This window comes from Pseudomonas baetica (assembly GCF_002813455.1).
In the GTDB taxonomy this organism is placed as follows: Bacteria; Pseudomonadota; Gammaproteobacteria; order Pseudomonadales; family Pseudomonadaceae; genus Aquipseudomonas; species Aquipseudomonas baetica.
The window spans coordinates 4664219-4691115 of the sequence record NZ_PHHE01000001.1; the positions used below are offsets into that span (position 1 = coordinate 4664219).

Consider the following 26897-nt stretch of genomic DNA (forward strand, 5'->3'; position numbering starts at 1 on the left):
TAATTGAAAGGAAATAAGAGTTAGGATTGCTAAGGAAGTATACAATATCTCTTGTTTAATGACGGTGAGTTTGTTGGGGTTTGGATTTCCGACTTCTAATTTATTGTTTGGTTGTGCTGACTTAAAAGCAGGTAGTTTAAATAGGGGTATCATTTTATACCTTGCGTTGTTTGTTAATAATCATTCTCCATTTTATTTAACACCTGTCAACATGGTAGTAATGATTTATTATTTCAGGCACAAAAAAACCGCATCAGCGGTCATTAATTACCTCCTAGTGTAATTGTTTTGTCTTTTATATCGACTGGAGTCCCGTCTAAATCAACACCATTAATGAGTTTAACCATAACTGTTACTTTCAAAAGTGTTGAGTCAGATAGGCTTATTTTTCTTATCATGTCATCGTCTGATTTAGGTATTTCACTAAGCTGTCTAACTATTCGGTAATAATCCGATGGCTTGTTTAGTATTCTATATTGTGCAAACGCCAAATCAATTCTTGACACCTCTTCAATGCTGAATTCTGGTTTCTGGTGTTCACCAAAGCCTGAGTAATAGCCAATGTTTTGATAGATGTGTACTTTCGTCATCGGAAAGAATCGTTCTTCGGAAATTGCGAATAAACATACGGCTATCATCAATAAAGCAATAAATACTATTGCAAGTCTAATTGTGCTCATGGTTTCATTTTGTTGTTTGTTAATAATTATTCTCCATTTAATTCAACACCTGTCAAGATGGTAGTAATGATTTAAATTAATTGCGGGCGAAAAAAAACAACCTCTCGGCTGTTCTGGTTGATTATGCTAGGTAATTTATTTTCTTGTCCCGGCTGTTTTGAATGACTTAGATACACACTGTTCAAAAAGCTTCTGAAATTGACTATCTAATGCTATTGAGTAGCATTGTGCTATTTCATCCTGAATTGTAGTTTTGTATTCAGCTTCTTTCTTTTTCTTTCATTCTTTCTCCTTTTGTTCTTTTTCAGCCTTAGCTGTATCTTCTATTTCCTTTGCTAACTCTGCCTTTCCTTTTTCTATCTGCTGTGCTGCGGCTGTCAAAGTACAGCCATCTGTTTGTGAAAGAACATAGCGTATGAAATTGCTCTGATTTTTAAGGTCGCTGGTACACTTGATAACTTTATTCATGGTTTCAATATTAAAGAATGGTGCTGGTAATAATGGTGTTGGTAATAATCTGTCAATCTTAGGTTGGTTAAAGAAGTATGGTGATTCATTGATGTTGATTTGATTTATAAATAATGCGTTGGTGTAAATCATGCAGTTGTATGGATTATTTGTTGCCTCAAAACATTCTTTATATGTATAGGAGTTCTTGATTTTTCCGTTCCATGCGTCATGTATAACCGATATTATTACTGTCAATGCTATGAGTAATGCTATGAGAAATGCTGCGGCGTTGAAAAAAACATTAAATAGCATCCTCAAAGTGTTTGTAAGAGTTTTGCTTTTGATTGTGTCGTTGTCCATATAAATCTCATTGTTGGTTAATAATTATTCTCCATTTTATTTAACACCTGTCAATAAGGTAGTAAAAACATTATTGATTCAAAAAAGATAAAACCTGATAATGCTGGTCTGTTTTAAGGTTTAGGCTTATTTGATTTTGCCTTTATTCCAGATGCTTTTACGCTTTCTTCATACTGAGATAGCGAGTACCCAAACATTTCTAACGCATCATTGAATTTCATCTGAGTGTTAGGCCCAAAGCTGTCTATCTTAGGTTTGAGCTTATCCAAAGGCACACGCTCTGTAGCTACAGCGTGAGCTACTGCGATGACTGATAAATCCAGAATGGCCCACGCAAGATAGGAGTTATCCTGTGTCTTCCGTGTACCAGCTATCTTCTCCCTGATAGTCGCGTTGTTCTCCGTGTTCTTCCTGAATCGTACTTCACCTGAATGTTTACCATCGTCCATCAAGCAAAGCTTGCCCCAATTCTTTTCCCCCGAAAACGGCGTGAAAGGTCGTAGCTCAATGGTATATCCAAGTTCCTCAATAACCTTTACGAATTCATATTTGCCTACGTCTTGTGTCTCGTTCATTGCTCTCCTGTTCTGTAACCGCTCCACAAACCCCACATTCAAAGCCGCGATTTGATGCCTGATGCTGTGCTCCCGATCTCTTTCAGAAGCCAGCGGCCATGATGCGTCCCGACGCCAAAGTTGAAAAAGTGTACCTCTACCCTAAACCCGTAGACTTACGAAAATCCATCGACGGCCTAGCCGCACTGGTGGAGCTGGATATCAAAGTGGCGGTGTTCGATCCGGTGCTTTTCGTCTTTCTCAACAAACCCCGCAATCGGGTGAAGATTTTGTATTGGGAACGCAACGGCTTTTGCCTTTGGCTCAAACGCCTTGAATCCGAACGCTTCAAAACATCGCCCGATCACAGCGACGAAGCCATCGTGCTGACGGTCCAGGAGCTGAACTGGCTGCTCGATGGTTTTGATCTGTGGCGCAACCGTCCACATCAGGTTTTGACACCTCGATTTGTCGCCTGATTCGGTATAATCCACGGCATGATTTCCATGCCCGACAACCTTCCCGATGACCTGACTGCGCTCAAGCAATTACTTGCTCAGATGCAGTCCAAGGTTGTTCATCTTGAAGAAGAAAATGCGCTGCTACGTCAGCGTCTCTTCGGACGTAAATCCGAACAATCAGTCGACCCAGCGACCCCGCAATTGGCTCTTTTTAATGAAGCCGAAAGTGTCGCTGAGCCTGCCGCCGAAGAGGCGGAGGAAGAAGTCGTCGCTCCGACCAAACGCCGTGGCAAACGCAAGCCTCTGTCCGCCGACTTGCCCCGTATCGAAGTCATCCACGAACTGCCCGAGCACGAGCTGATGTGTGCTTGCGGCTGCCGCAAGCACGCCATCGGCGAAGAAACCAGCGAGCAGTTGGAAATCGTGCCGATGCAGATCCGCGTGATCAAACATATCCGCAAGGTCTACGCCTGCCGTGGCTGTGAAACCGCGCCGGTCACCGCTGACAAGCCAGCGCAATTGATTGAAAAGAGCATGGCCAGTCCCAGTGTGTTGGCGATGTTGCTGACCACCAAATACGTCGACGGTCTGCCGCTGCATCGCTTCGAAAAAGTACTCGGTCGCCACGGCGTCGATATTCCACGACAAACCTTGGCACGTTGGGTCATCCAGTGCGGCGAACACCTGCAACCGCTGCTCAACTTGATGCGTGACAGGCTGCTGGAAAGTCACGTAATCCACTGCGACGAAACGCGTGTCCAGGTGATGAAAGAGCCTGATCGAGAGCCGACTAGCCAGTCCTGGATGTGGGTACAAACCGGCGGACCGCCGAATCAGCCAGTGATCCTTTTTGATTACTCGACCAGCCGAGCGCAAGAGGTACCGTCGCGCCTGCTCGAAGGTTATCGCGGCTATCTGATGACCGACGATTACGCCGGCTATAACGCCTTGGGCGCGCAGGCTGGTGTCGAACGTTTAGGCTGCTGGGCACATGCGCGACGCAAGTTTGTCGAGGCGCAAAAAGTGCAACCCAAGGGCAAAACCGGGCGTGCCGATATAGCCCTGAATCTGATCAACAAGCTGTACGGTATCGAGCGAGATTTAAAAGAAGTCGGCGATGAACATCGCCATGAAGGTCGACAGCAAAACAGCCTGCCAGTCCTGGCGCAGTTACGCGCCTGGCTGGAGAGAACGCAGCCTCAGGTGACGGCGCAAAACGCGCTGGGCAAAGCCATCAGTTATCTGGCCAGCAACTGGGACAAGTTAGTGCGCTACACCGAAGCCGGTTCTTTGCCGATCGACAACAACGCAGCAGAGCGTGCGATCAGGCCCTTCGTAATAGGGCGCAAGAACTGGCTGTTCAGCGACACGCCCAAAGGCGCGACGGCCAGTGCTCAACTTTACAGTTTGGTCGAGACGGCTAAAGCCAACGGCCAAGAGCCCTATGCGTGGCTGCGCCACGCACTTGAACGATTGCCGCAAGCCGCAGCGGTAGAGGACTTCGAAGCCTTGCTGCCGTGGAACTGCACTCCGCAAATACCAAGATAACTATACGCCCCGCCTTTAAAATGTGGGGTTCATGGATCGCATACCCTGTTCTGACATTGATTACTTATACCAATAGCATGGCGGGCGGGTTAGTCAATGAAGGTGAGTAATGGAGACGAAAAAAAACCAGCTTGTGCTGGCTCCTTATAACTGGCTCTGTATTTGAGGTGTTTCGTTAGTGTTTAGGTTTCTTCTTGCCGTGACGCTTTGCTTCATCCTCTGCCATTTTTGCATCCAGTCTTTTTTGCTGTTCAATCTGCTTCTCCGGGTCTGCGTGCTTTTTCCAGTAAAGGGGTTCGATAAGGTCAGGGCTATACATCACTGCTTTGGCTGTTATACGGCTGAAATAGTCTTTATCCTTCACAAGTGTCGATAGCTCATAACCGCCGCCGTATGCGTTGATTAAATCAACGTGCGTTGCCCCATTCACCAGCACAGCTTTTTTAGGTAAGACAAGAAGGTTGTTTTCGAAACGCCAGTTTTTACAGTCTCTGAAATTGGCTGTGATGTTGTCGTACTGTTCGCCCATTTCTTGAAGAATGGTGTAGAGGTGTTTTCCAGCTAAATGACTTGGCTCTATTGGTTTGCTGGTGTAATAGAAATAGTCGTTGATGAGTATTTCAGCAATTTTCTTGAACTCTTCATTGTTTTTTACAAAACGATTGACGTGTTCGTCTTTGAAAACTCTTTCATTTTTGTAAGTCAATTCCGCAAGAAACTTTTCCGCTTGCTTAGCGGCTAGGTCGTAATTGTCTAAAACTTTAGTTCTGATTTTTTCGAAATCAATATCCAGCTCAACACGTCTATTAAAAGTTCGGTTGAAGAATGCTTTGATTTTGGATGTTGAGAATTCGACTTGATGCTTTTGTATGAAGGCATCAAATTCTTGAATGTTTGTTCTGCCAAAGTGATACATGAATGTAGAACCAAGCTCGATGGCTGATTCATAATTCTGTTCAGAAGGGGATAAATGTTTGTCGTATGATTCGGCTATTGCAACCGCTGTAGTGTTGTATCTATTGCTGATGTACATTTTGATGAATTCATTTTCATCAATCGTTAGTCGGTTCATTTAATTATTTATATGTTATCTCTTTCTATTATTTCATATGAATTTCATTTTGCAAGTTTGGTGGTGCTTAATTGTTTGGTTTCTGAGGGTTTTTAAGTATTATATTTGACATGCGGTTTTAATTTGATAAATTGAATATGTAGGTCGGAAGTCATAACGCCGACTTATGATTGTAACTCCTTTTGTTTAGGCATAAGCCCCGTTAATGGGGCTTTTTGTCGTCTGTAGCTAATTAATAGCTATCCGTAATGCTAACGGAATTTTGACATTCAAATCAGGTAACAGGCTTTGTTGTAGGCTTTAATCACAAGCTCATGCATGTCTGTTTTTTGAAAGTGAACTCGCATTTCAGCTAAGCGGCTGTATGCTTTGATAGAGACGATGTTTTTTGAAGTCTTAACTTCGGCATCAACGAAAGCTGCTAGCGTCTCTCGTAGCGGTTCTGGTGATTCCTGTTTATAGTCGTATGTTTCGATGGTCTGAATCATCTTCACCAAAGCTTCTACGGCTTTTGATTCATTCCAGCCAATCGCCTTTTGGTAAGACTTCATAGCTAGTTCAATCGCCTTTCGACTGCCCAACGCCCCAGCCGATTCGCTGAATACCACCAGCTTTAAAACCTCAGTCAGTTCCTTCTTCATGTGTTCAGTGAAAAGGGCATGGAAGAAGAGGGCGTATGGTTTGAAGTCACCAGCACTGAAAAACCGCTTGTATGACCCGGCGTATTTATCCTGAACAAGCTTATCAGCCAAAGCTTCTGAGATTGTCCTTGTCACCAGCGGCTTTTTCTTTGAAGAAGCAAAATTGTAGAGTCTTCTGAAATCACTGGAGTGGTTGGAACGCCAAAAAGCACCTTTCAGGACTTCATTCAGTTGATTCTCTACCGTGTACGCATTCATTCCTTGAAGCTCCTTACGGTTTGGTTTTGTTCAACTGGTCGATTTTGTTCTGTTCTTCAAGCTTTTTACGTTGAAGCCATAGGCCAATGTACGAACTGTCTTTTGCGGTGATAATCACGATAAGAGAAAGGATAGCGGCACCAGCAAAAATGATGACAATAGGGAATTCATCATTACGCGGCATACCTTTTTCAATCATCAGATATGCGAGACAACCGAGTGAAGCAATATTGAACAAGATAGACAGAAGCTTCATTGTTATTCTTCCTTGTGAGGTGGCGATTTGCCATTTTACGATTTCGCCAATGCAAAGAAAAGCCCCTGTAGTCGGGGCTTTTGGTCAATCTTGAATCATTGTCTGAAAGGTGATTTTCCGTAGTGTTGCTTGATTGTTTCAACAATTTCTTCCGCTGACTGTGCTGTCTTTGATTCTGGATAGAAAATCAAATCAGAACCTGCAGGATGACCAACGATATTGTTGAAATGAAAAATTAGCTTGTCTTCGGCTTCTTCATCATCGTCACCCGCTTTGATGGCGTTGATGAGTTCCAGAAATTCAGCCTCTGAGTAATCTGATATTTTCGCCTTGATTTCCATTATTTAACGTCCTTATGAACCTGAATGTGTAGCTTTGGCGTCATGACCGCGAGGTTATCAACGTTATACACTTCGCCACCATTCTTGATGTATTCAATGTGGTGAATTTCAAATTTCACCCTTTCGCCTACCTGCTCGGGCCTGATCGCTACGGGTGCCCTTCCTCTCGCTAGCTTAGCTTGGTTGTCTTCGATGAACTGACTGTTCAATACAGGGTCTTTCGACACTTCTAACCAGAAGGCGGCTCGGAAATCATCGAATGATTCAAATGACCTTCCACGCAAGGCATCAGCGATTTGCTCAGGGATCGGGGCACCGGTGCCGGTACTGGCACCTTCAAGCCAAATGCCTGTTATTGGTTTGCCTCTGCCCGTCACAACCCCAGCGTCATAGCGAACGCTGAGCATCACGTAGATAGGTTGTATGTCAGTGCTTGGAAACCAGATTATCGCGTCTTGATACTCGGGCGGATGAGCCGGATTGACAAGGATCTGGTCTGATTTTTCCGTAGGTGGGTAGACCCAAATTGAGGGTAGCGACGGGGCACCTTGAAGGGCCGGAATTCCAAGGGTATCGCTTGGATTCGCTGCTGGTGTCCAGATCACCTCAAAGCCGTTGCCTACGTCCGCTACGAACGTTTCACCTCTTGGCGTGGCCTTAATGACCTTGACGTTTTCCCAGTCGGTTTTTCCGCCTGTATAAAAGCCATACGCATTGACCGACCCATCAGGCAGTTGCTTTACGTTGACCCTGACCCGCGTTCGTCCTTTCTCCATGCCTGAGTACTGTTCTGTTGTATAGAAAGCACTGTCAGGCGAAATGCTGGTGTTGGGCATTAGCAGGGCAAGGGTGCCAATAGCCGCACCTGCGGCAACAACCGGGCTTACCTCGATGAGCTGTAAAGACAAGGTGCCGCCTAAGCGGCTGAGGATGGTGCTTCCGGTCGATGAACTACCCACCAGTTGAAGTGCGGTAGGCGTCGATTTAATCGCTACGCCTGTGGATAAAACAGCCCATAGCCCGTAGTCGGCCAGTTTCTCTACTGGCACGAATCCCGATGAATTCTTATGGTCAGTGATGCCGTCCGGCAGGTTGCAAGACTTCGCAAAGACACACCCTTTCTTCTCCATTACCGGGGGTAAAGGCTTGGGTGCTGGTGGTTCATCCCATTGGATATTTTCTACGGGTGCTGATGCGGCAACACGGTTGTTCGGTGTTGCTGGTCGTAGAACGTTTGGTGATGGCCCAGCAGTGTTACTCCAGAAATTGCTCATTCCCATTCCTTTGTTTGACTCGATGGGGTTACATCCCATATCCCCGAGGCGGTAGTAAATAGGACTTTTCTCAAAATCACTATGGTGGCTTTCCAGTGGCGTCGATGAGCCAAGTGGTGCCGTGGCATGGCACTATGCGGTTTTTCCAGCGACAGCGACTATAGGGAGTGGGTATGAGTGATGTCTGGCTGATGGATCGAAGTCGCCTTCTACATGAATCGCTTGAACTGTCTGGATGGGAAAACCCCGAAGAGGTTATTCAGCGTGTGAAGCGTTTAGACCTTGGGCTACCTGCTGAGGACGAATTCGCTGTGGTCTGTAGCTGGCTCGGCAAGTGTTCGCTTATCCACAAGCTTGATCAGCAACAAATCCCGAAATCCTCCCATGACATCTATCAAGTGCCCGATCTGCTGGCCGTGTTCGACACGGGTAACCACCAGTACAAGGTTTTGATTGAAGTAAAAACAAAGGTGGATAAGAACCTTACGCTAAGGAAACTCTGAAGAAGCCTTCCAAATCTGGTGAAATACCCGCCCGACCCGAACACGACGGTTGAGTCACGATGAAACAGATGTCCTTCGCCGATGCCGAGTACGCCGGCAAACGTAAGCAGACCCGCCGCGAGCGCTTTCTGATTGAGATGGATCAGGTCGTGCCTTGGAAGGGCTTGATTGCCTTGATCGAACCACACTATCCGAAGGGCGACGGCGGTCGTCCGGCTTACCCGCTGATGGCGATGTTGCGGGTTCATCTGATGCAGAACTGGTTCGGCTACAGTGATCCGGCGATGGAAGAAGCGCTCTATGAGACCACGATCCTGCGCCAGTTTTCGGGGTTGCACCTGGATCGGATTCCCGATGAGACCACGATCCTCAACTTCCGGCGTCTGTTGGAAAAACACGAGTTGGCCGGCGGAATTTTGCAGGTCATCAACGGTTATCTAGGCGACCGTGGCCTGATGTTGCGCCAGGGTACGGTGGTCGATGCAACGATCATTCATGCGCCGAGTTCGACCAAGAATGAAGACGGAAAACGTGATCCCGACATGCATCAGACGAAGAAGGGGAACCAGTATTTCTTCGGGATGAAAGCGCATATCGGCGTTGATGCCGAGTCGGGTTTGGTGCATAGCGTGGTGGGCACGGCGGCGAATGTCGCGGACGTGACGCAGGTTGCTCAGTTGCTGCATGGCGAAGAGTCGTACGTGTCTGGCGATGCCGGTTACACCGGCGTGGACAAGCGTCCCGAGCATCAGAACCGCAAAATGATCTGGTCAATTGCCGCACGGCCCAGCACGTATAAGAAGCACGGCAAGAAGAGTTTTATTGCTCAGGTGCGTCGCAAAATCGAATACGCCAAGGCCCAGGTACGCGCTAAGGTTGAACACCCGTTTCGGGTCATCAAGTGTCAGTTTGGGTATACGAAAGTGCGCTTTCGCGGCTTGATGAAAAACACCGCGCAACAGGTCACGCTATTTGCGCTGTCGAACGTGTGGATGATGCGAAAACGGCTGCTGGTTGCGGGAGAGGTACGTCTGTAATGCGCAAAAAGCGCCTTGAAAAGGCGCCGCGCAAGGGTGAAACGATGAGTGAGTAACAGGAAAGGTCTGTTTTCTGACCCTGCCAGCGTTTTTTTGATTGACCAATGAGGGCATCAAAAAATCGCTGACTACTTCAGACCTTCCCTAAGGTCTAAAGACCGGGAAAAGCTGCTGAAATACGGCGAATTGCTCGGGATGCCAGTCTTGTTTGCTTGGAAATATCACGGCCTTTGGATGCTGTTTGATATTTCTCTTTTTAAGCGATTCAACAAGAATTATCGCGTCGATTTACTATCTGCTCTGTCCAATAGCCTAATGAGCATTCTGGCTGGTGATGTCAGTTATCAGCTTGGGGATGGCGTTGGTCTGCATCTTAAATTCCGAAAGGATGAAATGCATGAGAGTGATGGTGATACTGAGACATGGAAAACCAGAATTGAAGAAATTTATCTTCAAGATTTCAATGGCGAGAAGAACACGGATTTTACGGCCCAAACACTTTCAATCTTGAACACCTGTGAGCTTGATGAAAAGACAGATGTGGATGATGCGTTGATTCATCAGAGCTTTACCGTTCGATCTGGTGTGGGAAACATGGCTCACAGAGCCATTGAAACCTTGCTAAAGCTTGAATTATCAGATGCTGAGAATAACGTTCATTGGCGTTCTCTGCTCGTCGATGAAACGCCACTCAAGTCTATTTCTGATTTTCAGAAAGCCTTGGATGTTGCTCTGAAACAGAAAATCGTCAAATACATTATCATTCAACATCCACAAGAATATCCTGATTTCATCAAGGATGAAGACAGATCCAAGGGGATTAATTAATGTCAGTCAGTAAAGTTAAATCAGCCCTTGTCGATTTCGTCAAAGGTGAAAAGGATAGGGCAATTGTCCTGAAAGGTGATTGGGGTACGGGCAAAACCCACCTTTGGCGTCAGGTCGTTAATCAAAGCCGTGATACCTTCTATAAACGTAATTATTCCTACGTTTCTCTGTTCGGCCTGAACAGCCTGAAAGACTTGAAAAGGTCTATTTACGAGAACAAGGTTTACCGTGAGCGTGCCCATATCGCTTCTGATGAAAGCTCGTTTGAGGAAAACCTCAAAGACATTTCAGGTCGATTTGCTGGATGGATGCGTAAAGGCTCATCTTTGTTCAATGATGTATCAGCATTGGGCGTTAAAGGTATTGGGCCTATGGTTGAAAGCCTTCAATTCATTCGTGTTACTGACACGCTTATCTGTCTAGACGATTTTGAGCGGAAAGGGTCAGGGCTGCATGATAGGGAGGTGCTTGGTTTAATCTCGCTTCTGGTAGAAAGCAAAAACTGCCGCGTTGTAATGCTGCTCAACGATGGAACGCTAAAATCTGGCGATGATTTTTTCTCGTATCATGAGAAAGTCTTTGATTATGAGGTTACGTTCAATCCTTCGGTAGACGAATCGGTAAAGCTGGTATTTTCTACTGATAGTAAAATACATGAGATTCTTACAAAGAATGTCAAAAGGCTGGATATCAACAATATCCGATTGCTCAAGAAAATTGATTATTTTGCTGGTCTTCTTGAAAAGACTTTGAAAGGTGCTACCGAACACATAATTGAACAGGCTCTTCACGTTTTGCCATTAGCGATTTTGTCTAAATATGGCGGTGATGCTGCGAAGGTCGATCTTGATTTTATCCTGAATTACAACGGTGGCTATGTTGAAACTGACCTTCCCGGCGATGAAGTGGATGAAGCCGAAGCTAAGCTGAAAAAATCCATAGAAGAAAAGAGTCAGTACCTTGAAGACTATGGCTTTACCCATTGCAATGAGTTTGATGTAGCTATCATTGATTTGGTGAAGAAGGGCTATGTTGATGAAGATTCTTTGAATGACGTTATCAACGCTCTGGAAGCTAAAATTAAGCATGACTCAGAAATCGCCTTACTGCAGGATGCTTGGAATCTCTATCATGCGTCGTTTCTGAATAATGATGATAAGGTTTTTGAAGCTTTCGATTTGGCGATTGAAAAATCTCTTGTCAATTTTGAAATCAGTGACTTGGATAGTGTTGCTTTCGTTTACACTGAATCTGGACGTGCTGAGAAAATTAAGCCAGTCATTGATAAATATTTTGATTCGGTAATCATCAACAAAAATATTCGTGAAAAGCGTGATGTGTTTCGCTGGCCTGACAATGAATACGTTCAGCAAAAGCTTGAAGAATATTTCGATGGTTTGGTTATTGAGAGAAGCCTAGCTGAGCTTATGGAAAATGCTTTCAAGGTTTCAGGCTTCAACAATACGGATGTCAGAAACAGTGCGGCGAGAAAAACAGAAGATGAATATTATGAATATTTCAGCACCCTCGATGACTACAATTTCACTAACTACGTCAGAATGTGTCTGAAATGTGGTCAAATCAGTTCACCTGAGCAACACATTCAGAACTCCTACAGCGAAATCTTCGTTAAGACTTATCGTTGTCTTGTGAAGCTGTCTGAGCTGTCCTTGCTCAACAAATCCAGAATGGGCAAATTCAAGGGATACGAGAAGCTTTACGCTCAAGCTGAGGAAGAACTGCGTCTTCAACAAAACCAACCTGAATAGCCCCTTGCTAGGCTAGATTCAGGCTCACTGACCCTATCCCCGTAGGGTCTTTGAGATTACCTGTTCAGCTTGGACGTAAGCGGGTGTCTTGCCAACGTCAGCGAAAATCTCTTCACCTTCCTCCACTCTGATCACCTCAGTCCCTTTGACGTAGGGCATGGCTGTTTCCGCTTCTTTTATAGCAGAGTGAATCAGACCTTCCGTGATGATGCTTTGATCTAGTCCATAGGCTTCCGCAAACGCCTTGATTTTCACTAGGTCTTGTTGGCGAATGGTCAGGGTGATTTCAACAAGCTTCGAGGTTTCGTGAGCTTTGTTTTCCCAGTTGCTGAGCATCGTTTTGAAGGTGTCCATGGGGTATCTCCGGCGTGGCCACATGTGTCGTAAATCTAGGACTGTCTTTATCACTCATTGTTCTCTGAAATGATCGCGAAGCCATGTTCTACGCGGCTTTCAAGAGATATTGAGTTTTTCCTATTGCGTGTTCGCTTTCTTCGTAAAGGGGATCGCCTTCCTCGTCGGTGGCCACCACGGTCGAACCCTTCACATACGGCAGGCTCGCCTCGAACTCTTCAAGTGCGGCGCCGATCAGTTCGCCGAGCAGTTCTTCGGCATGCCGTTTGGGGTACATTTCGGCAATCGCCGCCAGGCGCGCAGCGGCCTCGACGTCCAGGTGAATCGTGTAGCCAGTGTCGGTCAGGCGACCCTTGGCGTTTTCTTCCCAATGTTGAGCGAGTTCACGGATTTTCATGATGACCTCATTTCGCACCTGCTTGTGGCAGGTCTGGGTGAGTGTCCGGCGACGCCGGCGGCAAGCCTTCATGCGGCTTACTGTTGAGACTAGCTTTCGGCTACAAGGTTTAAAGTCCCTTCGTCGCCTGCTTGTAAGAAGCGTCGTAGAGCGGCACTCTCTAGGTCATGCACTCGTTTCTAAGCCGCCCGGATGAACGCTGGAGAACTGCTGATGACCGATATTGATGCACGCTTGCGCGAGGATGTTCACCTGCTCGGAGAGCTGTTGGGCAATACCATTCGAGACCAGTACGGCGAAGGGTTTCTCGACAAGATCGAGCAGATTCGCAAGGGCGCCAAGGCCGATCGCCGCGGCTCGATGGACGCCGAACTGAGCGCCAGCCTCAATCAGTTGAGCGAAGACGAATTGCTCCCCGTGGCGCGCGCGTTCAACCAGTTTCTGAATCTGGCGAACATCGCCGAGCAGTATCAATTGATCCATCGTCGCGAAGAGTCGCAGCCCGCGCCGTTCGAATCCCGCGTGTTGCCCGAACTGCTGGCGCGCCTGCGTAACGAAGGGCACAGCGCCGAGTCGCTGGCCCGGCAATTGGCACGGCTGGAAATCGAACTGGTACTGACCGCGCACCCGACCGAAGTGGCGCGCCGCACGCTGATCCAGAAGTACGACGCGATCGCCGCGCAACTCGCGGCGCAAGATCATCGCGACCTGACTAGCGCCGAGCGCGAACAGATCCAGAACACCCTGCAACGGCTGATCGCCGAAGCCTGGCACACCGAAGAAATTCGCCGCACCCGCCCGACCCCGGTCGACGAGGCGAAGTGGGGCTTTGCGGTGATCGAACATTCGTTGTGGCAGGCGATTCCCAACCATATGCGCAAGGCCGATCAGGCGCTGCATGCGGCGACCGGCCTGCGTTTGCCGCTGGAAGCCGCGCCGATTCGCTTCGCCTCGTGGATGGGCGGCGACCGTGACGGCAACCCCAATGTCACCGCCGCCGTGACCCGTGAAGTGTTGCTGCTGGCGCGCTGGATGGCCGCCGATCTGTACCTGCGCGATGTCGATCATCTGGCTGCCGAACTGTCGATGCAGCAAGCCAGCGAGGCACTCAAAGCCAAGGCGGGCGACAGCGCCGAGCCCTATCGCGCAGTGCTCAAGCAACTGCGTGAACGTCTGCGTGCCACCCGCAATTGGGCGCATGCCTCACTGACCGCCACCACCCCGGCCCCCGCCGATGTACTCGTCAATAATCGTGATCTGCTCGATCCGCTGGAGCTGTGTTTCAACTCGCTGCACGAGTGCGGCATGGGCGTGATCGCCGACGGGCCGCTGCTCGATTGCCTGCGCCGGGCGGTGACGTTCGGCTTGTTTCTGGTGCGTCTCGATGTGCGCCAGGACTCATCGCGGCACAGCGCGGCGATGACGGAAATCACCGACTATCTGGGCCTCGGGCGCTATGAAGACTGGGATGAAGAGGCGCGGATTGCTTTCCTGACCCGCGAACTGGCTAACCGTCGGCCGTTGTTACCGGCGCATTTCAAGCCGTCCGCCGACACCGCCGAAGTGCTCAACACCTGCAAGGAAATCGCCGCCGCACCGGGGGCGTCGCTGGGTTCCTACGTGATCTCCATGGCCGGTGCGGCTTCCGACGTGCTTGCCGTGCAACTGCTGCTTAAAGAGTCGGGCGTGCTGCGGCCAATGCGCGTGGTGCCGCTGTTCGAAACCCTCGCCGACCTCGACAACGCCGGCCCGGTGATCGAGCGTCTGTTGCTGCTGCCGGGTTACCGCGCGCGGCTGCAAGGCCCGCAGGAAGTGATGATCGGCTACTCGGACTCGGCCAAGGACGCCGGCACCACTGCGGCGGCGTGGGCGCAATACCGCGCACAGGAACGCTTGGTGGAAATCTGCCGTGAGCAGCAAGTCGAACTGCTGCTGTTCCACGGTCGCGGTGGCACTGTGGGCCGTGGCGGTGGTCCGGCTCACGCGGCAATTCTGTCGCAGCCGCCGGGATCGGTGGCCGGACGTTTCCGCACCACCGAGCAGGGGGAAATGATTCGTTTCAAATTCGGCCTGCCGGACATCGCCGAACAAAACCTCAATCTGTATCTCGCCGCGGTGCTTGAGGCGACTTTATTGCCGCCGCCACCGCCCACGCCTGAGTGGCGCCATCTGATGGATGAACTGGCAGCGGACGGTGTCAGCGCTTACCGCCAGGTGGTGCGGGAAAATCCGCAATTCGTCGAGTATTTCCGCCAGTCCACGCCGGAGCAGGAATTGGGCCGCTTGCCACTCGGCAGCCGTCCGGCCAAACGCCGGGCCGGCGGCATCGAAAGCCTGCGGGCGATTCCGTGGATCTTCGGCTGGACGCAAACCCGGCTGATGTTGCCGGCGTGGCTCGGTTGGGAATCGGCGCTGAGCAAGGCGCTGGAGCGTGGCGAGGGCGAGTTGCTGGGGCAGATGCGCGAGCAGTGGCCGTTCTTCCGCACGCGTATCGACATGCTGGAAATGGTCCTGGCCAAGGCTGACGCCGATATCGCTTTGTCTTACGACGAGCGATTGGTCGAGCCGGAGTTGCTGCCGTTGGGCGCGCACTTACGCGACCTATTGTCGCAGGCGTGCTCGGTGGTGCTTGGTCTGACCGGTCAGTCTCAGCTGTTGGCACATAGCCCGGACACGCTCGAATTCATCCGTCTGCGCAACACTTACCTTGATCCGCTTCATCTATTGCAAGCTGAACTGCTGGCCCGTTCGCGACAGCAGAATGTTGAGCAGGGTAGCCCGGTGGAGCAGGCGCTGCTGGTGTCTGTGGCGGGGATTGCCGCCGGTTTGCGAAATACCGGCTAACGTTTTTGACGCAACGCCAGGCACCCGGAGCAAACCTCGGGTGCCGCTTCGCGTTCACGGGAAAAGTGCCGCCAGGCGACAGTTAATGATGGGGGTGCGACTTGGGTCACCGCGTCGCAAGGTCGCGGTTGGCGGCGGTTTCTCCGACTTTTGGCGTCTTGTGTGGGCGCAGCCTGCTGTGTATCTTGATCAGCCTTTGGCCGTTTGTGCGGCCACGACCCGTATTTTTCAGGATTCGTCCCAAGCGGCGAATCCTTTGTTTTGTAAAAGCTTTTTATAAAAAAATTGAGGAGCACATCTAATGCGCGTCATTCTGCTGGGAGCTCCCGGGGCCGGTAAAGGTACTCAGGCTAAGTTCATCACCGAAAAATTCGGCATTCCGCAAATCTCCACCGGCGACATGCTGCGTGCAGCGGTCAAGGCTGGCACGCCACTGGGCGTTCAAGCCAAGAGCATCATGGATGCCGGCGGCCTGGTGTCGGATGATCTGATCATCGCGCTGGTTCAGGATCGTATTGCTCAACCTGACTGCGCCAACGGTTTCCTGTTCGACGGCTTCCCGCGCACCATTCCGCAGGCTGAAGCACTGGTGACTGCCGGTGTCGAGCTGGACGCCGTGGTCGAAATCGCCGTTGAAGACGAAGAAATCGTTCAGCGCATCGCCGGTCGTCGTGTTCACGAAGCCAGCGGCCGCGTTTACCACGTTGTCTACAACCCGCCGAAACTGGCCGGTAAAGACGACATCACCGGTGAAGAACTGGTACAGCGCAAAGACGACACTGAAGAAACCGTGCGTCATCGCCTGTCGGTTTACCACTCGCAGACCAAGCCACTGGTGGACTTCTACCAGAAGTTGTCCGCTGCCAACGGCAAGCCGAAGTACAGCCACATTCCGGGTGTCGGTTCGGTAGAAGCAATCACCGCCAAGGTGCTTGAAGCGCTGAGCTGAAAAAGCTGATTCGCTGCATCATCCACGGCCCGCTTGCGGGCCGTAGTTGTTTATACTGACGCACCTTTTTCCCCCACCTGTTTTGGAAACATCGATGAGCACCTTGCTGGCCCTGGACACCGCGACTGAAGCTTGCTCCGTTGCCTTGCTGCATGACGGCAAGGTCACGAGCCATTACGAGGTGATCCCGCGCCTGCACGCGCAAAAGCTGTTGCCGATGATCCAGCAACTGCTGGCCGACGCCGGCACCACGCTGCAAGCGGTGGATGCCATTGCGTTCGGTCGCGGGCCGGGTGCGTTTACCGGGGTGCGGATTGCCATCGGCGTGGTGCAGGGGCTGGCGTTCGCGCTGGACCGTCCGGTATTGCCGGTGTCCAACCTTGCGGTGCTGGCGCAGCGTGCGTTTCGTGAGCATGGCGTGAGCCAGGTTGCCGCGGCCATCGATGCGCGCATGGATGAAGTGTATTGGGGCTGCTACCGCGAGACGGCGGGGGAGATGCGTCTGGTCGGTGCTGAAGCGGTGTTGCCGCCGGAAGTCGCGGCACTGCCGGACGATGCCAGCGGCGACTGGTTCGGTGCCGGCACGGGCTGGGGTTATGGCGAGCGCATCGCGGTCAAGCTGAGCGGTTCCGATGCCGGCATGCTGCCCCACGCCGAAGACCTGCTGACGTTGGCGCGCTTTGCCTGGGAGCGTGGTGAGGCGATCCCGGCCGATGATGCTCAGCCGGTTTACCTGCGCGACAAAGTGGCCACCCCCAAAGCCCGCTGATTCACCACACAACCTGTGGGAGCGAGCCTGCTCGCGAAGCGTCGTGTCAGCCTACATTGATGTTGAATGTGCTGACCTCTTCGCGAGCAGGCTCGCTCCCACAGGTTCGGTGTTTACATTCCAACATTGCCAATCGTCAGTTTCTAACCCCGCGTTTTAAACCTTTTGCTCTTTATGTGTTCTAGTTATCACTCGGCAGTTTGCTAAGTCGGTCAAGTGCCGCTAAATTGCCATCATTGATACCGAGCATGACTTTATGCGTATAGACGGCGTTTCCACTCAGTCCTACCCCATCAAGCGCAAGCCTCGCAAAGGCAATCCGGCGCTGGACGAATCCGTCGAGGATATCGACGGCGAGCTGGAATTCCCGACCGAAGCGCAACTGGCCGCCCGTGCTGCCAAAGCCTCCGCACAACGCCTGAGCAATCTGCCTGCCCGTCAGCAAGACATGATTTATCACCGCGCGATGAAAAAAAGCGTAGCCATGGCCCTGGCCAGCTACCTGAGCACCGCCGGTTTTGTCGATTGGGATGCCGACGTGCTGGGCCTCGATCTGTACATCTGATGGATCTGCCTTACTACCTCGGTTGCCCGTCATGGAGCGAAAACGCCTGGCGCGAGTATCTGTATCCGGTAGACGCAAAAACTTCTGATTTCCTCGGCCACTACTGCCAGGTGTTCAACGCCGTGGAAGGCAACACGACCTTCTATGCCAGCCCATCGCCCGCCACCGTGCAGCGTTGGGCCGAGATCATGCCTGCGCACTTTCGCTTCACAGCCAAATTCCCCGGCGATATCAGCCACAGCGGTGATCTGCGCGAGCAACTGACCGCCGCCGAAACCTTCCTGCAATTACTCAAGCCTCTCGGTGAGCGTGTCGCACCGCTGTGGCTGCAACTGTCGAAAAGCTTCACACCGCAGCGGCTGCCGGAGCTGACGGCGTTCATCGATGCGCTGGACTGCCCGCTGGCGGTGGAAGTGCGGCATGAGCAGTTCTTCGCCAAGGGTGAGAGCGAGCGCCTGCTCAATCGGCTGTTACTGGATCGTGGCGTCGAGCGCATCTGTCTGGATCCGCGTGCGCTGTTCAGTTGCCTGTCGACCGAGTCCTCGGTGATCCACGCGCAATCGAAAAAGCCCCGGGTGCCGACACGTCCAGCGGCGTTCACACAGTTTCCGCAGGTGCGCTTCATCGGCCATCCAGAACTTGAAGCCAACGACCCGTTTCTGGTGCCATGGGTGGCGAAGATCGCCGAGTGGATCGAAGAGGGCCGCACGCCGTATATCTTCCTGCACACCGCCGACAACCTGCTGGCGGCGAAGCTGGCGCAACGTTTTCACGCACAACTGATGCATCGTTTGCCTGGCCTGCCACCTCTGCCTGAGCTATACAGAGAACCCGCCGCGGAGCAACTTGGCCTGCTCTGAGGCGAACTCGTTTTCCTGCCCCGGAGCCTGCCGATGGATGCTCAAGCCCTTACAGAACAAGTCCGTAAAGCCCAAGCCTTCAAAGCCTTGCATGAGCGTCCGGGGCTTTTCGTCATTCCCAATCCGTGGGATGCCGGCTCGGCGAAGATGCTCGCCAGTCTCGGCTATCAGGCGTTGGCAACCACCAGTGCCGGTTATGCGTTTTCCCAAGGCAAAGCCGATGGTGCCTTGAGCCTTGAAGACACCTTGGCCAATGTCCGGGTAATTGTTGCGGCGACGGATTTGCCGGTGGCGGTTGACCTGGAGAACGGTTTTGCCGACGACCCGGTCGAGTGCGCAAAAAGTTTGCTGTATGCAGCCGAGGCGGGCGCAGTGGGCGGTTCGATCGAGGACGCCACGGGCCGTGCGGACGCGCCGATCTATTGCTTCGAACACGCCGTCGCGCGCATCGAAGCCTCCGTGGCCGCAGTGCGCACGCTGCCATTTCCCTTCCTCCTGACCGCCCGTGTGGAGAACTACCTGCACGGCAATCCCGACCTCAACGACACCATCCGCCGTTTGCAGGCCTTCGCCGAGGCGGGCGCCGACGTCTTGTATGCGCCGGGTTTGCGCAGCGCCGAAGAAGTTTTGGCCGTGGTGCGCGCGGTAGCGCCGAAACAGGTGAACGTGTTGATGTCCGGCGGTTTGAAGCTGACCGTGCAGCAACTCGAAGAAATGGGCGTGCGGCGGATCAGTACCGGTTCTGCTCTGGCATTGGCGGCTTACGGCGAGTTCTTCCGTGCGGCAGAAGAAATCCAGAATTGCGGCACCTTCGGCTTCACCTCGCAGTCGATGCCGTACGCCAAGGCCAACCAGTTTTTCAAGGGCTGAACATGGGGCGGTGGATATTCTGGCTGGTGCTGCTGATGATTGGCGGCGCTGCGGTCAGTGTCTGGCGCGGCTGGCTGGACGTGCCGCCGCAGTGGAATCCGTGGGCGCCGCTGGATGTGAAAGCCACGCCCAACTGGCTGACCGGTTACAAGCTGATGCGTTTGCGCGGCGACCCGGAACTTTGCGCGCAGGCGCTTGGTAGCTCGGCTTTGCGCGTTGCGCGGCAAGCCGACAGCCCTGACGCCAAGTGCCCGTTGATCGGCGCCTTGCGCGTTCAGGGCGGTGAGGTGGCGCTGAGCAGCAGCTTCCTCGCCAGTTGTCCGTTGGCGGTGGCCTATGCGATGTTTGAACACCACACGCTGCAACCCGCCGCTCAATCCGTTTACGGGCAAAAGGTCGCGCGGGTTGATCACCTCGGCAGCTTCGCCTGCCGCAATATCTACAATCGCGAAAGCGGTGCGCTAAGCCGCCATGCCAGTGCCGATGCGCTGGACATCGCCGGGTTCCGGCTGGCGGACGGCCGAACCATCAGCGTGCTCAAGGACTGGCCGAAGCAAAATCAGGACGCGCAGTTTCTGCGCAAGTTGCGCGATGGTGCCTGCGAGGCGTTCAGTGTGGTGTTGAGTCCGGATTACAACGCCGCCCATCGCAATCACTTTCATGTCGATGTCGGGCGCTGGAGCATGTGTCGCTGAGGATCAGGCGGCGATGCGCAGGTTTTGCAGAACGATCGGACGTGCCCAACCGTTATCAAAGTCCAACGCTTTCTGCTGCTCGACGATTTCTTCCGGCGGGAACGGCGGGTAAGGCTTCTGCATCAGGTCGAGGTCGAACTCGGCAATCGGCAGGTACAGCGGTTTCTTCTGCGGGGCCGGGCCAGGCTCTGGAACGGGCTGACCATTGTTGATCACCACCGGACGCACCCAACTGCTGTCGAAATCCTGTTGCTCTTGCTGAGCTTTCAGTTCTTCTGGCGGGAATGGCGGGAATGGTTTGTCCAGCAAGTCCATTTCGAATTCGGCGATCGGCAGGAACAGCGGCTCCGGCGGACGCACTTCGGTTTCGACCACATCGCACTCGCGCTGGCTGATGATGTGCGCGTGCAGTTCGCTGCCAACGGTCGGCTCTTCAGGGCTACTCAGGTCAACCGGAGGAAACTTGCCACACGCAGGCACCACTTCACTCGTCTGTTCGGCCAGCGCCTGGGCAAAGAAATCCTGCCACAGGTGACTGACGCCGCTCAGTGCTTGAGTATTTTGACGGCTGAAATCGCCATGGGGCGAGATGTAGCCAATCGATGTGGGAAGAATGCCTGACATTTTTTTCGGTTGCCGCTCAGCTCTGGCAAAATGCGCTTTGATTGTTTTATCGGCCACTTTTTGCCGATCCTTAACTTTTTGAGCGTGTTTTCATGATTGAGCAACCCGCGGCCTGCCGCATCCATGTCGAAGCTCTCGGCCCGACGTTTGAAGCGCAAGCCGAGCAGTGGGCCGAACGCCTGGGCTTGCCGCTGCAAGTGGCCGACGGCGAGTTCGCCTTGCAGGTCGGCGAGCAGGGTCTGCAGCTTCAGCAACTGGGCCCGGACGCACCGGGGCCGGTGCGCGTCGACTTTGTCGAGGGTGGCGCGGCGCATCGTCGGTTGTACGGCGGTGGTAGCGGGCAGATGATCGCCAAGGCGGTCGGCATCGCTCAGGGCGTGCGCCCGCGCGTGCTGGATGCCACAGCAGGGCTGGGTAGGGATGCGTTTGTGCTGGCGAGTCTGGGTTGCGAGATGAGCCTGATTGAGCGCCAGCCACTGATCGGTGCGTTGCTGGAGGACGGTCTGGCGCGGGCGGCGGAAGATTTTGATGTGGCGCCGATTGTGGCGCGGATGAAGTTGCTCAAAGGCAACTCCATCGAGGTCATGCGCAATTGGGAAGGCGAGCCGCCGCAGGTGATTTATCTCGATCCGATGTTCCCGCATCGCGAGAAAACGGCGTTGGTGAAGAAGGAAATGCGCCTGTTCCGCCCGTTGGTTGGCGATGATCCGGATGCCCCGGCGCTGCTGGAAGCCGCTTTGGCTTTGGCGACGCACCGGGTGGTGGTCAAGCGCCCGCGCAAGGCGCCGTGCATTGACGGGCCGAAGCCCAGTCATGCGCTGGATGGCAAATCGAGCCGCTATGACATCTACCCGAAGAAAGCGCTCAAGCCCTGAGATTGAGTCGCCGCATTCGCGAGCAGGCTCGCTCCCACCTTGGAATGCATTTCAACTGTGGGAGCGAGCCTGCTCGCGAAAGCGTCCGTCCAAGCGACGCAAGGCTGTCAGGGTCGATAGGCGCGCATAAACAACGCTACAACTTCCTGCACATGGCTTTCCGCTGCCTCTTCTGTCAACGGCTCCCCACAGCCATACAACAAACGAAAATTCCCCGCGCCCTTGATCAGGCAAAAGAAATGCTCGGCCGCATTACGCGGCTGGTCGATGCTCAGCACGCCGGTGTCATGGATCTGCGTCAACAACCGCTCCATGCCTTGCACCATGCGCTGCGGGCCTGCTTCGAAGAAGATCAGCGACAGTTTCGGATCCTGACTGCCCAGCGCCATGATCAAACGGTGCAGATTCACCGACTCATCGCTGTTGATCAGGTGATGAAAGCCTCGGGCAATGTTCAGCAACACATTTTCCACGGCAATCCCTTGGGGCAATTCGAAGAACAGCGGCGGTAATTGTTCTTCGCATTTGGCCACCACGGCGGCGGAGAACAGCGTCTCCTTGTCGTTGAAATGGCTGTAAACCGTCAGCTTCGACACGCCAGCTTCGGCGGCCACCGCGTCCATGCTGGTGTTGGCATAGCCGTGACTCAGAAACAGAATTTTCGCCGCTTCGAGGATGGCTTGGCGCTTGGCCAGATCCTTGGGGCGGCCCGGACCGTTTGGAGCTGAAAGATTGTTCGACATTCTTCGCTTTTAATACTGGACTGGTGAGTTTGCTATTAATAACATACCCGCCAGTATAATTATTCCAAGCACCATTAGCGAAAGGTCCGTCACCATGTTCCGCCATGCGTTGTCCCTCGCGTTGCCAGTGAGTCTGGCGTTCCTTTTGTCAGCGTGTGGTCAGGAAGAGGTGACGCAAGTCACCGTGCGACCGGCCATGGTGGTGCAGCCAGAGCCTTCGGCGCAGGCAATGGAAAGTTATCCGGGCGAGGTGCGTGCCCGCTACGAACCCGATCTGGCGTTCCGCATTGGCGGCAAAGTCAGCCGACGACTGGTCGATGAAGGTCAGCGCGTGAAGGCCGATCAGCCCCTTGCCGAACTCGATCCGCAGGACGTGCGTCTGCAACTGGAGGCCACCCGCGCGCAAGTCGCCGCCGCCGAAGCCAATCTGAACCTGGTGCGTGCCGAGCGCGACCGCTACAAAACCCTGATGGATCGGCAGATGGTCAGCCGCTCGGCCTACGACAACGCCGAAAACCTCTTCCGCTCCGGCGAAGCACGCCTCAAGCAAATCAAAGCAGAATTCTACGTATCGACCAATCAGGCCAGCTACGCGGTGCTGCGTGCGCCGCAGGACGGCGTGGTGGCCAAGCGTGCGGTGGAAGTCGGGCAAGTGGTCGCTGCCGGGCAAACAGTGTTCACGCTCGCCACCGATGGCGAGCGTGAAGTGCTGATCAGCCTGCCGGAGCAGAGCTTCGGCCGCTTCAAGGTTGGTCAGCCGGTGACCGTCGAACTCTGGGCTCAGCAGAACCAGCGCTTCGCCGGACAGATTCGTGAGTTGTCGCCGGCGGCCGATCCGAAATCCCGTACTTTCGCCGCACGCATTTCCTTCACCAGCGGCAAAGTCCCGGCAGAACTTGGCCAGAGCGCTCGGGTGTTTGTGCAATCGGTCGATGCCGCGCCGCTGTCGGTACCGCTTTCGGCGCTGACCGCAGAAAACGGCGCGACCTACGTCTGGGTCGTCAACACCGACAACACCCTGAAGAAGACCCCCGTGCGCGTGGGCCCGTTCGGCGAGAAAACCGTGCCGGTGCTCGAAGGCTTGAAAGCCAATGATTGGGTGGTGGCCGCCGGCGTGCATGTGCTGCTCGAAGGACAGCAGGTGCGTCCGGTGGATCGCTCCAATCGTGTCGTCAATCTGGCGAACAAGGAGTAGGCCCCGATGCGCTTCAACCTTTCCGAATGGGCGCTGCGTAATCGCCAGATCGTACTGTTCCTGATGCTTTTGCTGGCCATCGTCGGTGCGTTGTCCTACACCAAACTCGGCCAGAGTGAAGACCCGCCGTTCACCTTCAAGGCCATGGTGATCCAGACCCGCTGGCCGGGCGCGACGGCGCAGGAAGTTTCGCGTCAGGTCACCGAACGCATCGAGAAGAAACTCATGGAGACCGGCGAATACGAACGCATCGTTTCGTTTTCCCGCCCCGGTGAATCTCAGGTCACGTTCATTGCCCGTGACTCAATGCACTCCAACCAGATCCCCGACCTCTGGTATCAGGTGCGCAAGAAGGTCAGCGACATCCGCCAGACCTTGCCGCCGGGGATTCAGGGGCCGTTCTTCAACGATGAATTCGGCACCACCTTCGGCAATATCTACGCGCTGACGGGCGATGGTTTCGACTACGCCGTGCTCAAGGATTACGCCGATCGCGTGCAGATTCAGCTGCAACGGGTCAAGGATGTCGGCAAGGTCGATCTGCTCGGGTTGCAGGACGAGAAGGTCTGGGTCGAACTGTCCAACGTCAAACTCGCCACTCTCGGTTTGCCATTGGCGGCGGTGCAACAGGCGCTGGAAGAACAGAACGCGGTGTCCACTGCCGGCTTCTTCGAGACCGGCAGCGAGCGTCTGCAACTGCGGGTTTCGGGGAATTTTCAGACAGTCGACGAGATAAAAAACTTCCCGATCCGGGTCGGCGATCGCACGTTCCGCATCTCCGACGTCGCCGACGTGCGGCGTGGTTTCAACGATCCACCGGCGCCGCGCATGCGCTTCATGGGCGAAGATGCGATCGGCTTGGCGGTTGCCATGAAGGACGGCGGTGACATTCTCGTGCTGGGTAAAGCGCTGGATGGCGAGTTCTCGCGCATCCAGAAAAACCTCCCGGCCGGCATGCAGTTGCGCAAGGTTTCCGATCAACCGGCAGCAGTGAAAACCGGCGTGGGCGAGTTCGTCCAGGTGTTGGTTGAAGCACTGGCGATTGTGTTGCTGGTGAGCTTCTTCTCCCTCGGCGTGCGCACCGGCATGGTCGTCGCGCTGAGCATTCCGCTGGTGTTGGCGATGACCTTTGCCTGCATGTATTACCTCGGTATCGGCCTGCACAAAATCTCCCTCGGCGCGTTGGTGTTGGCGTTGGGTTTGCTGGTGGACGACGCGATCATCGCCGTGGAAATGATGGCGATCAAAATGGAGCAGGGCTTTGACCGCATCCGGGCGGCGAGCTACGCCTGGACCAGCACCGCGTTCCCGATGCTTACCGGTACGCTGATCACCGCCGCGGGTTTCCTGCCGATTGCCACGGCGCAGTCCGGCACGGGCGAATACACCCGTTCGATCTTCCAGGTGGTGACCATTGCGCTGCTCGCTTCGTGGGTCGCGGCGGTGATGTTCGTGCCGTATCTGGGGGAAAGGCTCCTGCCGGATCTGGCGAAAATTCATGCGGCCAAACACGGCACGAGTGATGGTCAACCGGATCCTTACGGCACACCGTTTTATCAGCGTGTTCGGCGTCTGGTGGAGTGGTGCGTGGTGCACCGTAAAACCGTGATTGTGCTGACCGTGGGGCTGTTTATCGCGTCGGTGATGCTGTTCCGTTTCGTGCCGCAGCAGTTTTTCCCGGCCTCGAATCGGCTGGAGCTGATGGTCGATCTGAAACTCGCCGAAGGGGCATCGCTGGCCAACACCACCGGTGAGGTCAAACGCCTTGAAGCTATGCTCAAGGATCACGCTGGCATCGACAACTACGTGGCGTATGCCGGCACCGGTTCGCCGCGTTTCTACCTGCCGCTGGATCAGCAGTTGCCAGCGGCGAGCTTTGCCCAGTTTGTGGTGTTGGCGAAGAACATCGAGGAGCGTGAAACGCTGCGCACCTGGTTGATCTCCACGCTGAACGAGCAGTTCCCGACGCTGCGTTCGCGGGTCACGCGTTTGGAAAACGGCCCGCCGGTTGGCTATCCGGTGCAGTTCCGCGTTACCGGTGAGCACATCGAAGAAGTCCGCGCTCTGGCCCGCAAGGTCGCGGCCAAGGTTCGCGAAAATCCGCATGTGGTCAATGTGCATCTGGACTGGGAAGAACCGAGCAAGGTCGTGTACCTGAACATCGATCAGGATCGCGCCCGGGCACTCGGGGTGAGCACCGCCAATCTGGCGAAATTCCTGCAGAGTTCGTTGACCGGGTCGAGCGTCAGTCAGTATCGCGAAGACAACGAATTGATCGAGATTCTGCTGCGCGGCACGGTGCATGAGCGTACCGAGTTGTCGTTGCTGCCGAGCCTGGCCGTGCCGACGGATAACGGTCGCAGCGTGGCGCTGTCGCAGGTTGCCACGCTCGAATATGGCTTTGAGGAAGGCATCATCTGGCACCGTAATCGTCTGCCCAACGTGACGGTGCGGGCAGACATTTATGGCAAGGAGCAGCCGGCGACGCTGGTGAAGCAGATTATGCCGACACTGGATTCGATTCGCGCTGAATTGCCGGGCGGGTATCTGCTGGATGTTGGTGGGACGGTGGAGGATTCGGAGCGTGGGCAGAAGTCGGTGAATGCCGGGGTGCCGATGTTCATCGTGGTGGTGCTGACGTTGCTGATGGTGCAGCTGCGCAGTTTTTCGCGCACGGCGATGGTGTTTTTGACGGCGCCGTTGGGGTTGATCGGGGTGGTGCTGTTTTTGATGGTGTTCCGGCAGCCGTTCGGCTTTGTGGCGATGTTGGGGACTATCGCGCTGTCCGGGATGATCATGCGTAATTCGGTGATTCTGGTGGATCAGATCGAGCAGGATATTGCCTCGGGGCTCAGGCCTTGGCAGGCAATTATCGAGGCGACGGTACGGCGGTTTCGGCCGATTGTGTTGACGGCTCTGGCGGCGGTTCTGGCGATGATTCCGTTGTCGCGCAGTGTGTTTTTTGGGCCGATGGCGGTGGCGATCATGGGGGGGTTGATTGTCGCTACGGCGCTGACTCTGTTGTTTTTGCCGGCGTTGTATGCGGTCTGGTTCAGGGTTCGTCGGGAGGGTTGATCTTTGGTTTGACGTGGCGGCCTTCGGGCCGACCATGTTCTTGGGGTTTG

27 protein-coding genes and 1 pseudogene are annotated in these 26897 nt (G+C 53.7%); 16 read left to right on the forward strand and 12 right to left on the reverse strand.

The window, feature by feature from the left end:
• Nucleotides 1-263: 263 nt before the first annotated feature.
• The 3 genes from ATI02_RS21600 to ATI02_RS21610 form a co-directional block, all read right to left on the reverse strand.
• Nucleotides 264-680: a hypothetical protein gene (locus ATI02_RS21600; RefSeq protein ID WP_100847298.1), complete on the reverse strand. Its 417-nt coding sequence runs from the start codon at nt 678-680 to the stop codon at nt 264-266.
• A 279-nt stretch (nt 681-959) separates the two neighbouring features.
• Nucleotides 960-1490 (reverse strand): hypothetical protein, encoded by a 531-nt coding sequence (locus ATI02_RS21605; RefSeq protein ID WP_100847299.1) that lies wholly within the window; start codon nt 1488-1490, stop codon nt 960-962.
• 113 nt (nt 1491-1603) lie between these two features.
• Nucleotides 1604-2065 (reverse strand): hypothetical protein, encoded by a 462-nt coding sequence (locus ATI02_RS21610; protein ID WP_100847300.1) that lies wholly within the window; start codon nt 2063-2065, stop codon nt 1604-1606.
• A 98-nt stretch (nt 2066-2163) separates the two neighbouring features.
• Here ATI02_RS21610 and tnpB point away from each other — a divergent pair, with 98 nt between their 5' ends.
• Together tnpB and tnpC are read left to right on the forward strand one after the other, a co-directional pair.
• Nucleotides 2164-2523: an IS66 family insertion sequence element accessory protein TnpB gene (gene tnpB, locus ATI02_RS21615; protein ID WP_244196544.1), complete on the forward strand. Its 360-nt coding sequence runs from the start codon at nt 2164-2166 to the stop codon at nt 2521-2523.
• Between the two features lie 18 nt (nt 2524-2541).
• Entirely contained in the window at nt 2542-4053 is a 1512-nt protein-coding gene (tnpC, locus tag ATI02_RS21620; RefSeq protein WP_100845498.1) for an IS66 family transposase, read from the forward strand.
• A gap of 175 nt (nt 4054-4228) precedes the next feature.
• Here the strand turns inward: tnpC and ATI02_RS21625 are convergent, their stop codons facing one another.
• From ATI02_RS21625 to ATI02_RS21645, 5 genes are all read right to left on the reverse strand, one after another.
• On the reverse strand, nt 4229-5086 hold the full coding sequence (locus ATI02_RS21625; protein WP_146166079.1) for a hypothetical protein: 858 nt from the start codon (nt 5084-5086) through the stop codon (nt 4229-4231).
• A 308-nt stretch (nt 5087-5394) separates the two neighbouring features.
• On the reverse strand, nt 5395-6024 hold the full coding sequence (locus tag ATI02_RS21630; RefSeq protein WP_100847302.1) for a hypothetical protein: 630 nt from the start codon (nt 6022-6024) through the stop codon (nt 5395-5397).
• A gap of 13 nt (nt 6025-6037) precedes the next feature.
• Nucleotides 6038-6280, reverse strand: coding sequence for a hypothetical protein (locus ATI02_RS21635; RefSeq protein WP_100847303.1), 243 nt, complete (start codon nt 6278-6280; stop codon nt 6038-6040).
• Between the two features lie 95 nt (nt 6281-6375).
• Complete coding sequence (locus tag ATI02_RS21640) at nt 6376-6621, reverse strand: bacteriocin immunity protein (protein ID WP_100847304.1); 246 nt, start codon at nt 6619-6621, stop codon at nt 6376-6378.
• Complete coding sequence (locus tag ATI02_RS21645) at nt 6621-7895, reverse strand: pyocin-S2/colicin E7-DNase domain-containing protein (protein WP_238156190.1); 1275 nt, start codon at nt 7893-7895, stop codon at nt 6621-6623. The genes ATI02_RS21640 and ATI02_RS21645 overlap by 1 nt, the downstream gene beginning before the upstream one ends.
• A gap of 173 nt (nt 7896-8068) precedes the next feature.
• Between ATI02_RS21645 and ATI02_RS21650 the strand changes: the two genes are divergently transcribed.
• The 4 genes from ATI02_RS21650 (at nt 8069) to ATI02_RS21665 (ending at nt 12032) form a co-directional block, all read left to right on the forward strand.
• Complete coding sequence (locus ATI02_RS21650; protein ID WP_238156191.1) at nt 8069-8398, forward strand: hypothetical protein; 330 nt, start codon at nt 8069-8071, stop codon at nt 8396-8398.
• Nucleotides 8399-8457: 59 nt separating this feature from the next.
• Nucleotides 8458-9435, forward strand: coding sequence for an IS5 family transposase (locus ATI02_RS21655; RefSeq protein ID WP_100845106.1), 978 nt, complete (start codon nt 8458-8460; stop codon nt 9433-9435).
• Between the two features lie 195 nt (nt 9436-9630).
• Nucleotides 9631-10263, forward strand: a complete 633-nt coding sequence (locus ATI02_RS21660) for a hypothetical protein (RefSeq protein ID WP_238156192.1) — start codon at nt 9631-9633, stop codon at nt 10261-10263.
• Nucleotides 10263-12032, forward strand: coding sequence for a P-loop NTPase fold protein (locus ATI02_RS21665; RefSeq protein WP_100847306.1), 1770 nt, complete (start codon nt 10263-10265; stop codon nt 12030-12032). The genes ATI02_RS21660 and ATI02_RS21665 overlap by 1 nt, the downstream gene beginning before the upstream one ends.
• A 33-nt stretch (nt 12033-12065) precedes the next feature.
• On the opposite strand, the gene ATI02_RS21670 is transcribed toward ATI02_RS21665, so the two are convergent.
• Both ATI02_RS21670 and ATI02_RS21675 read right to left on the reverse strand, forming a co-directional pair.
• Nucleotides 12066-12386 carry a hypothetical protein gene (locus ATI02_RS21670; RefSeq protein ID WP_100847307.1) on the reverse strand — a complete coding sequence of 107 codons (321 nt, stop codon included), beginning with the start codon at nt 12384-12386 and terminating at the stop codon, nt 12066-12068.
• A 136-nt stretch (nt 12387-12522) separates the two neighbouring features.
• A pseudogene (locus ATI02_RS21675) lies at nt 12523-12783 on the reverse strand (pilin assembly protein); the annotation flags it as partial.
• 213 nt (nt 12784-12996) lie between these two features.
• On the opposite strand from ATI02_RS21675, the gene ppc reads away from it, so the two are divergent.
• From ppc to ATI02_RS21710, 7 genes are all read left to right on the forward strand, one after another.
• On the forward strand, nt 12997-15627 hold the full coding sequence (gene ppc, locus ATI02_RS21680) for a phosphoenolpyruvate carboxylase (RefSeq protein WP_095189399.1): 2631 nt from the start codon (nt 12997-12999) through the stop codon (nt 15625-15627).
• A gap of 301 nt (nt 15628-15928) precedes the next feature.
• On the forward strand, nt 15929-16576 hold the full coding sequence (adk, locus tag ATI02_RS21685) for an adenylate kinase (RefSeq protein ID WP_095189398.1): 648 nt from the start codon (nt 15929-15931) through the stop codon (nt 16574-16576).
• Between the two features lie 94 nt (nt 16577-16670).
• On the forward strand, nt 16671-17345 hold the full coding sequence (gene tsaB / locus ATI02_RS21690; protein ID WP_095189397.1) for a tRNA (adenosine(37)-N6)-threonylcarbamoyltransferase complex dimerization subunit type 1 TsaB: 675 nt from the start codon (nt 16671-16673) through the stop codon (nt 17343-17345).
• Between the two features lie 256 nt (nt 17346-17601).
• Nucleotides 17602-17910, forward strand: coding sequence for a hypothetical protein (locus ATI02_RS21695; RefSeq protein ID WP_095189396.1), 309 nt, complete (start codon nt 17602-17604; stop codon nt 17908-17910).
• On the forward strand, nt 17910-18770 hold the full coding sequence (locus tag ATI02_RS21700; protein WP_100847309.1) for a DUF72 domain-containing protein: 861 nt from the start codon (nt 17910-17912) through the stop codon (nt 18768-18770). Before ATI02_RS21695 ends, ATI02_RS21700 begins: the two co-directional genes overlap by 1 nt.
• Before the next feature lie 33 nt (nt 18771-18803).
• Nucleotides 18804-19640, forward strand: coding sequence for an isocitrate lyase/PEP mutase family protein (locus ATI02_RS21705; RefSeq protein ID WP_100847310.1), 837 nt, complete (start codon nt 18804-18806; stop codon nt 19638-19640).
• 2 nt (nt 19641-19642) lie between these two features.
• Nucleotides 19643-20335, forward strand: a complete 693-nt coding sequence (locus ATI02_RS21710; protein ID WP_100847311.1) for an extensin-like domain-containing protein — start codon at nt 19643-19645, stop codon at nt 20333-20335.
• A gap of 3 nt (nt 20336-20338) precedes the next feature.
• Here ATI02_RS21710 and ATI02_RS21715 read toward each other — a convergent pair whose 3' ends face one another.
• Complete coding sequence (locus ATI02_RS21715) at nt 20339-20959, reverse strand: energy transducer TonB (RefSeq protein ID WP_100848484.1); 621 nt, start codon at nt 20957-20959, stop codon at nt 20339-20341.
• 92 nt (nt 20960-21051) lie between these two features.
• Between ATI02_RS21715 and ATI02_RS21720 the strand changes: the two genes are divergently transcribed.
• Nucleotides 21052-21834, forward strand: a complete 783-nt coding sequence (locus ATI02_RS21720) for a class I SAM-dependent methyltransferase (protein WP_100847312.1) — start codon at nt 21052-21054, stop codon at nt 21832-21834.
• A gap of 107 nt (nt 21835-21941) precedes the next feature.
• Here the strand turns inward: ATI02_RS21720 and ATI02_RS21725 are convergent, their stop codons facing one another.
• On the reverse strand, nt 21942-22577 hold the full coding sequence (locus tag ATI02_RS21725; protein ID WP_095189391.1) for a TetR/AcrR family transcriptional regulator: 636 nt from the start codon (nt 22575-22577) through the stop codon (nt 21942-21944).
• 94 nt (nt 22578-22671) lie between these two features.
• Here ATI02_RS21725 and ATI02_RS21730 point away from each other — a divergent pair, with 94 nt between their 5' ends.
• Together ATI02_RS21730 and ATI02_RS21735 are read left to right on the forward strand one after the other, a co-directional pair.
• A complete protein-coding gene (locus ATI02_RS21730; protein ID WP_100847313.1) occupies nt 22672-23772 on the forward strand; it encodes an efflux RND transporter periplasmic adaptor subunit in 1101 nt (366 codons plus the stop codon).
• Between the two features lie 6 nt (nt 23773-23778).
• A complete protein-coding gene (locus tag ATI02_RS21735; protein ID WP_100847314.1) occupies nt 23779-26847 on the forward strand; it encodes an efflux RND transporter permease subunit in 3069 nt (1022 codons plus the stop codon).
• The last annotated feature ends 50 nt before the right edge of the window (nt 26848-26897 follow it).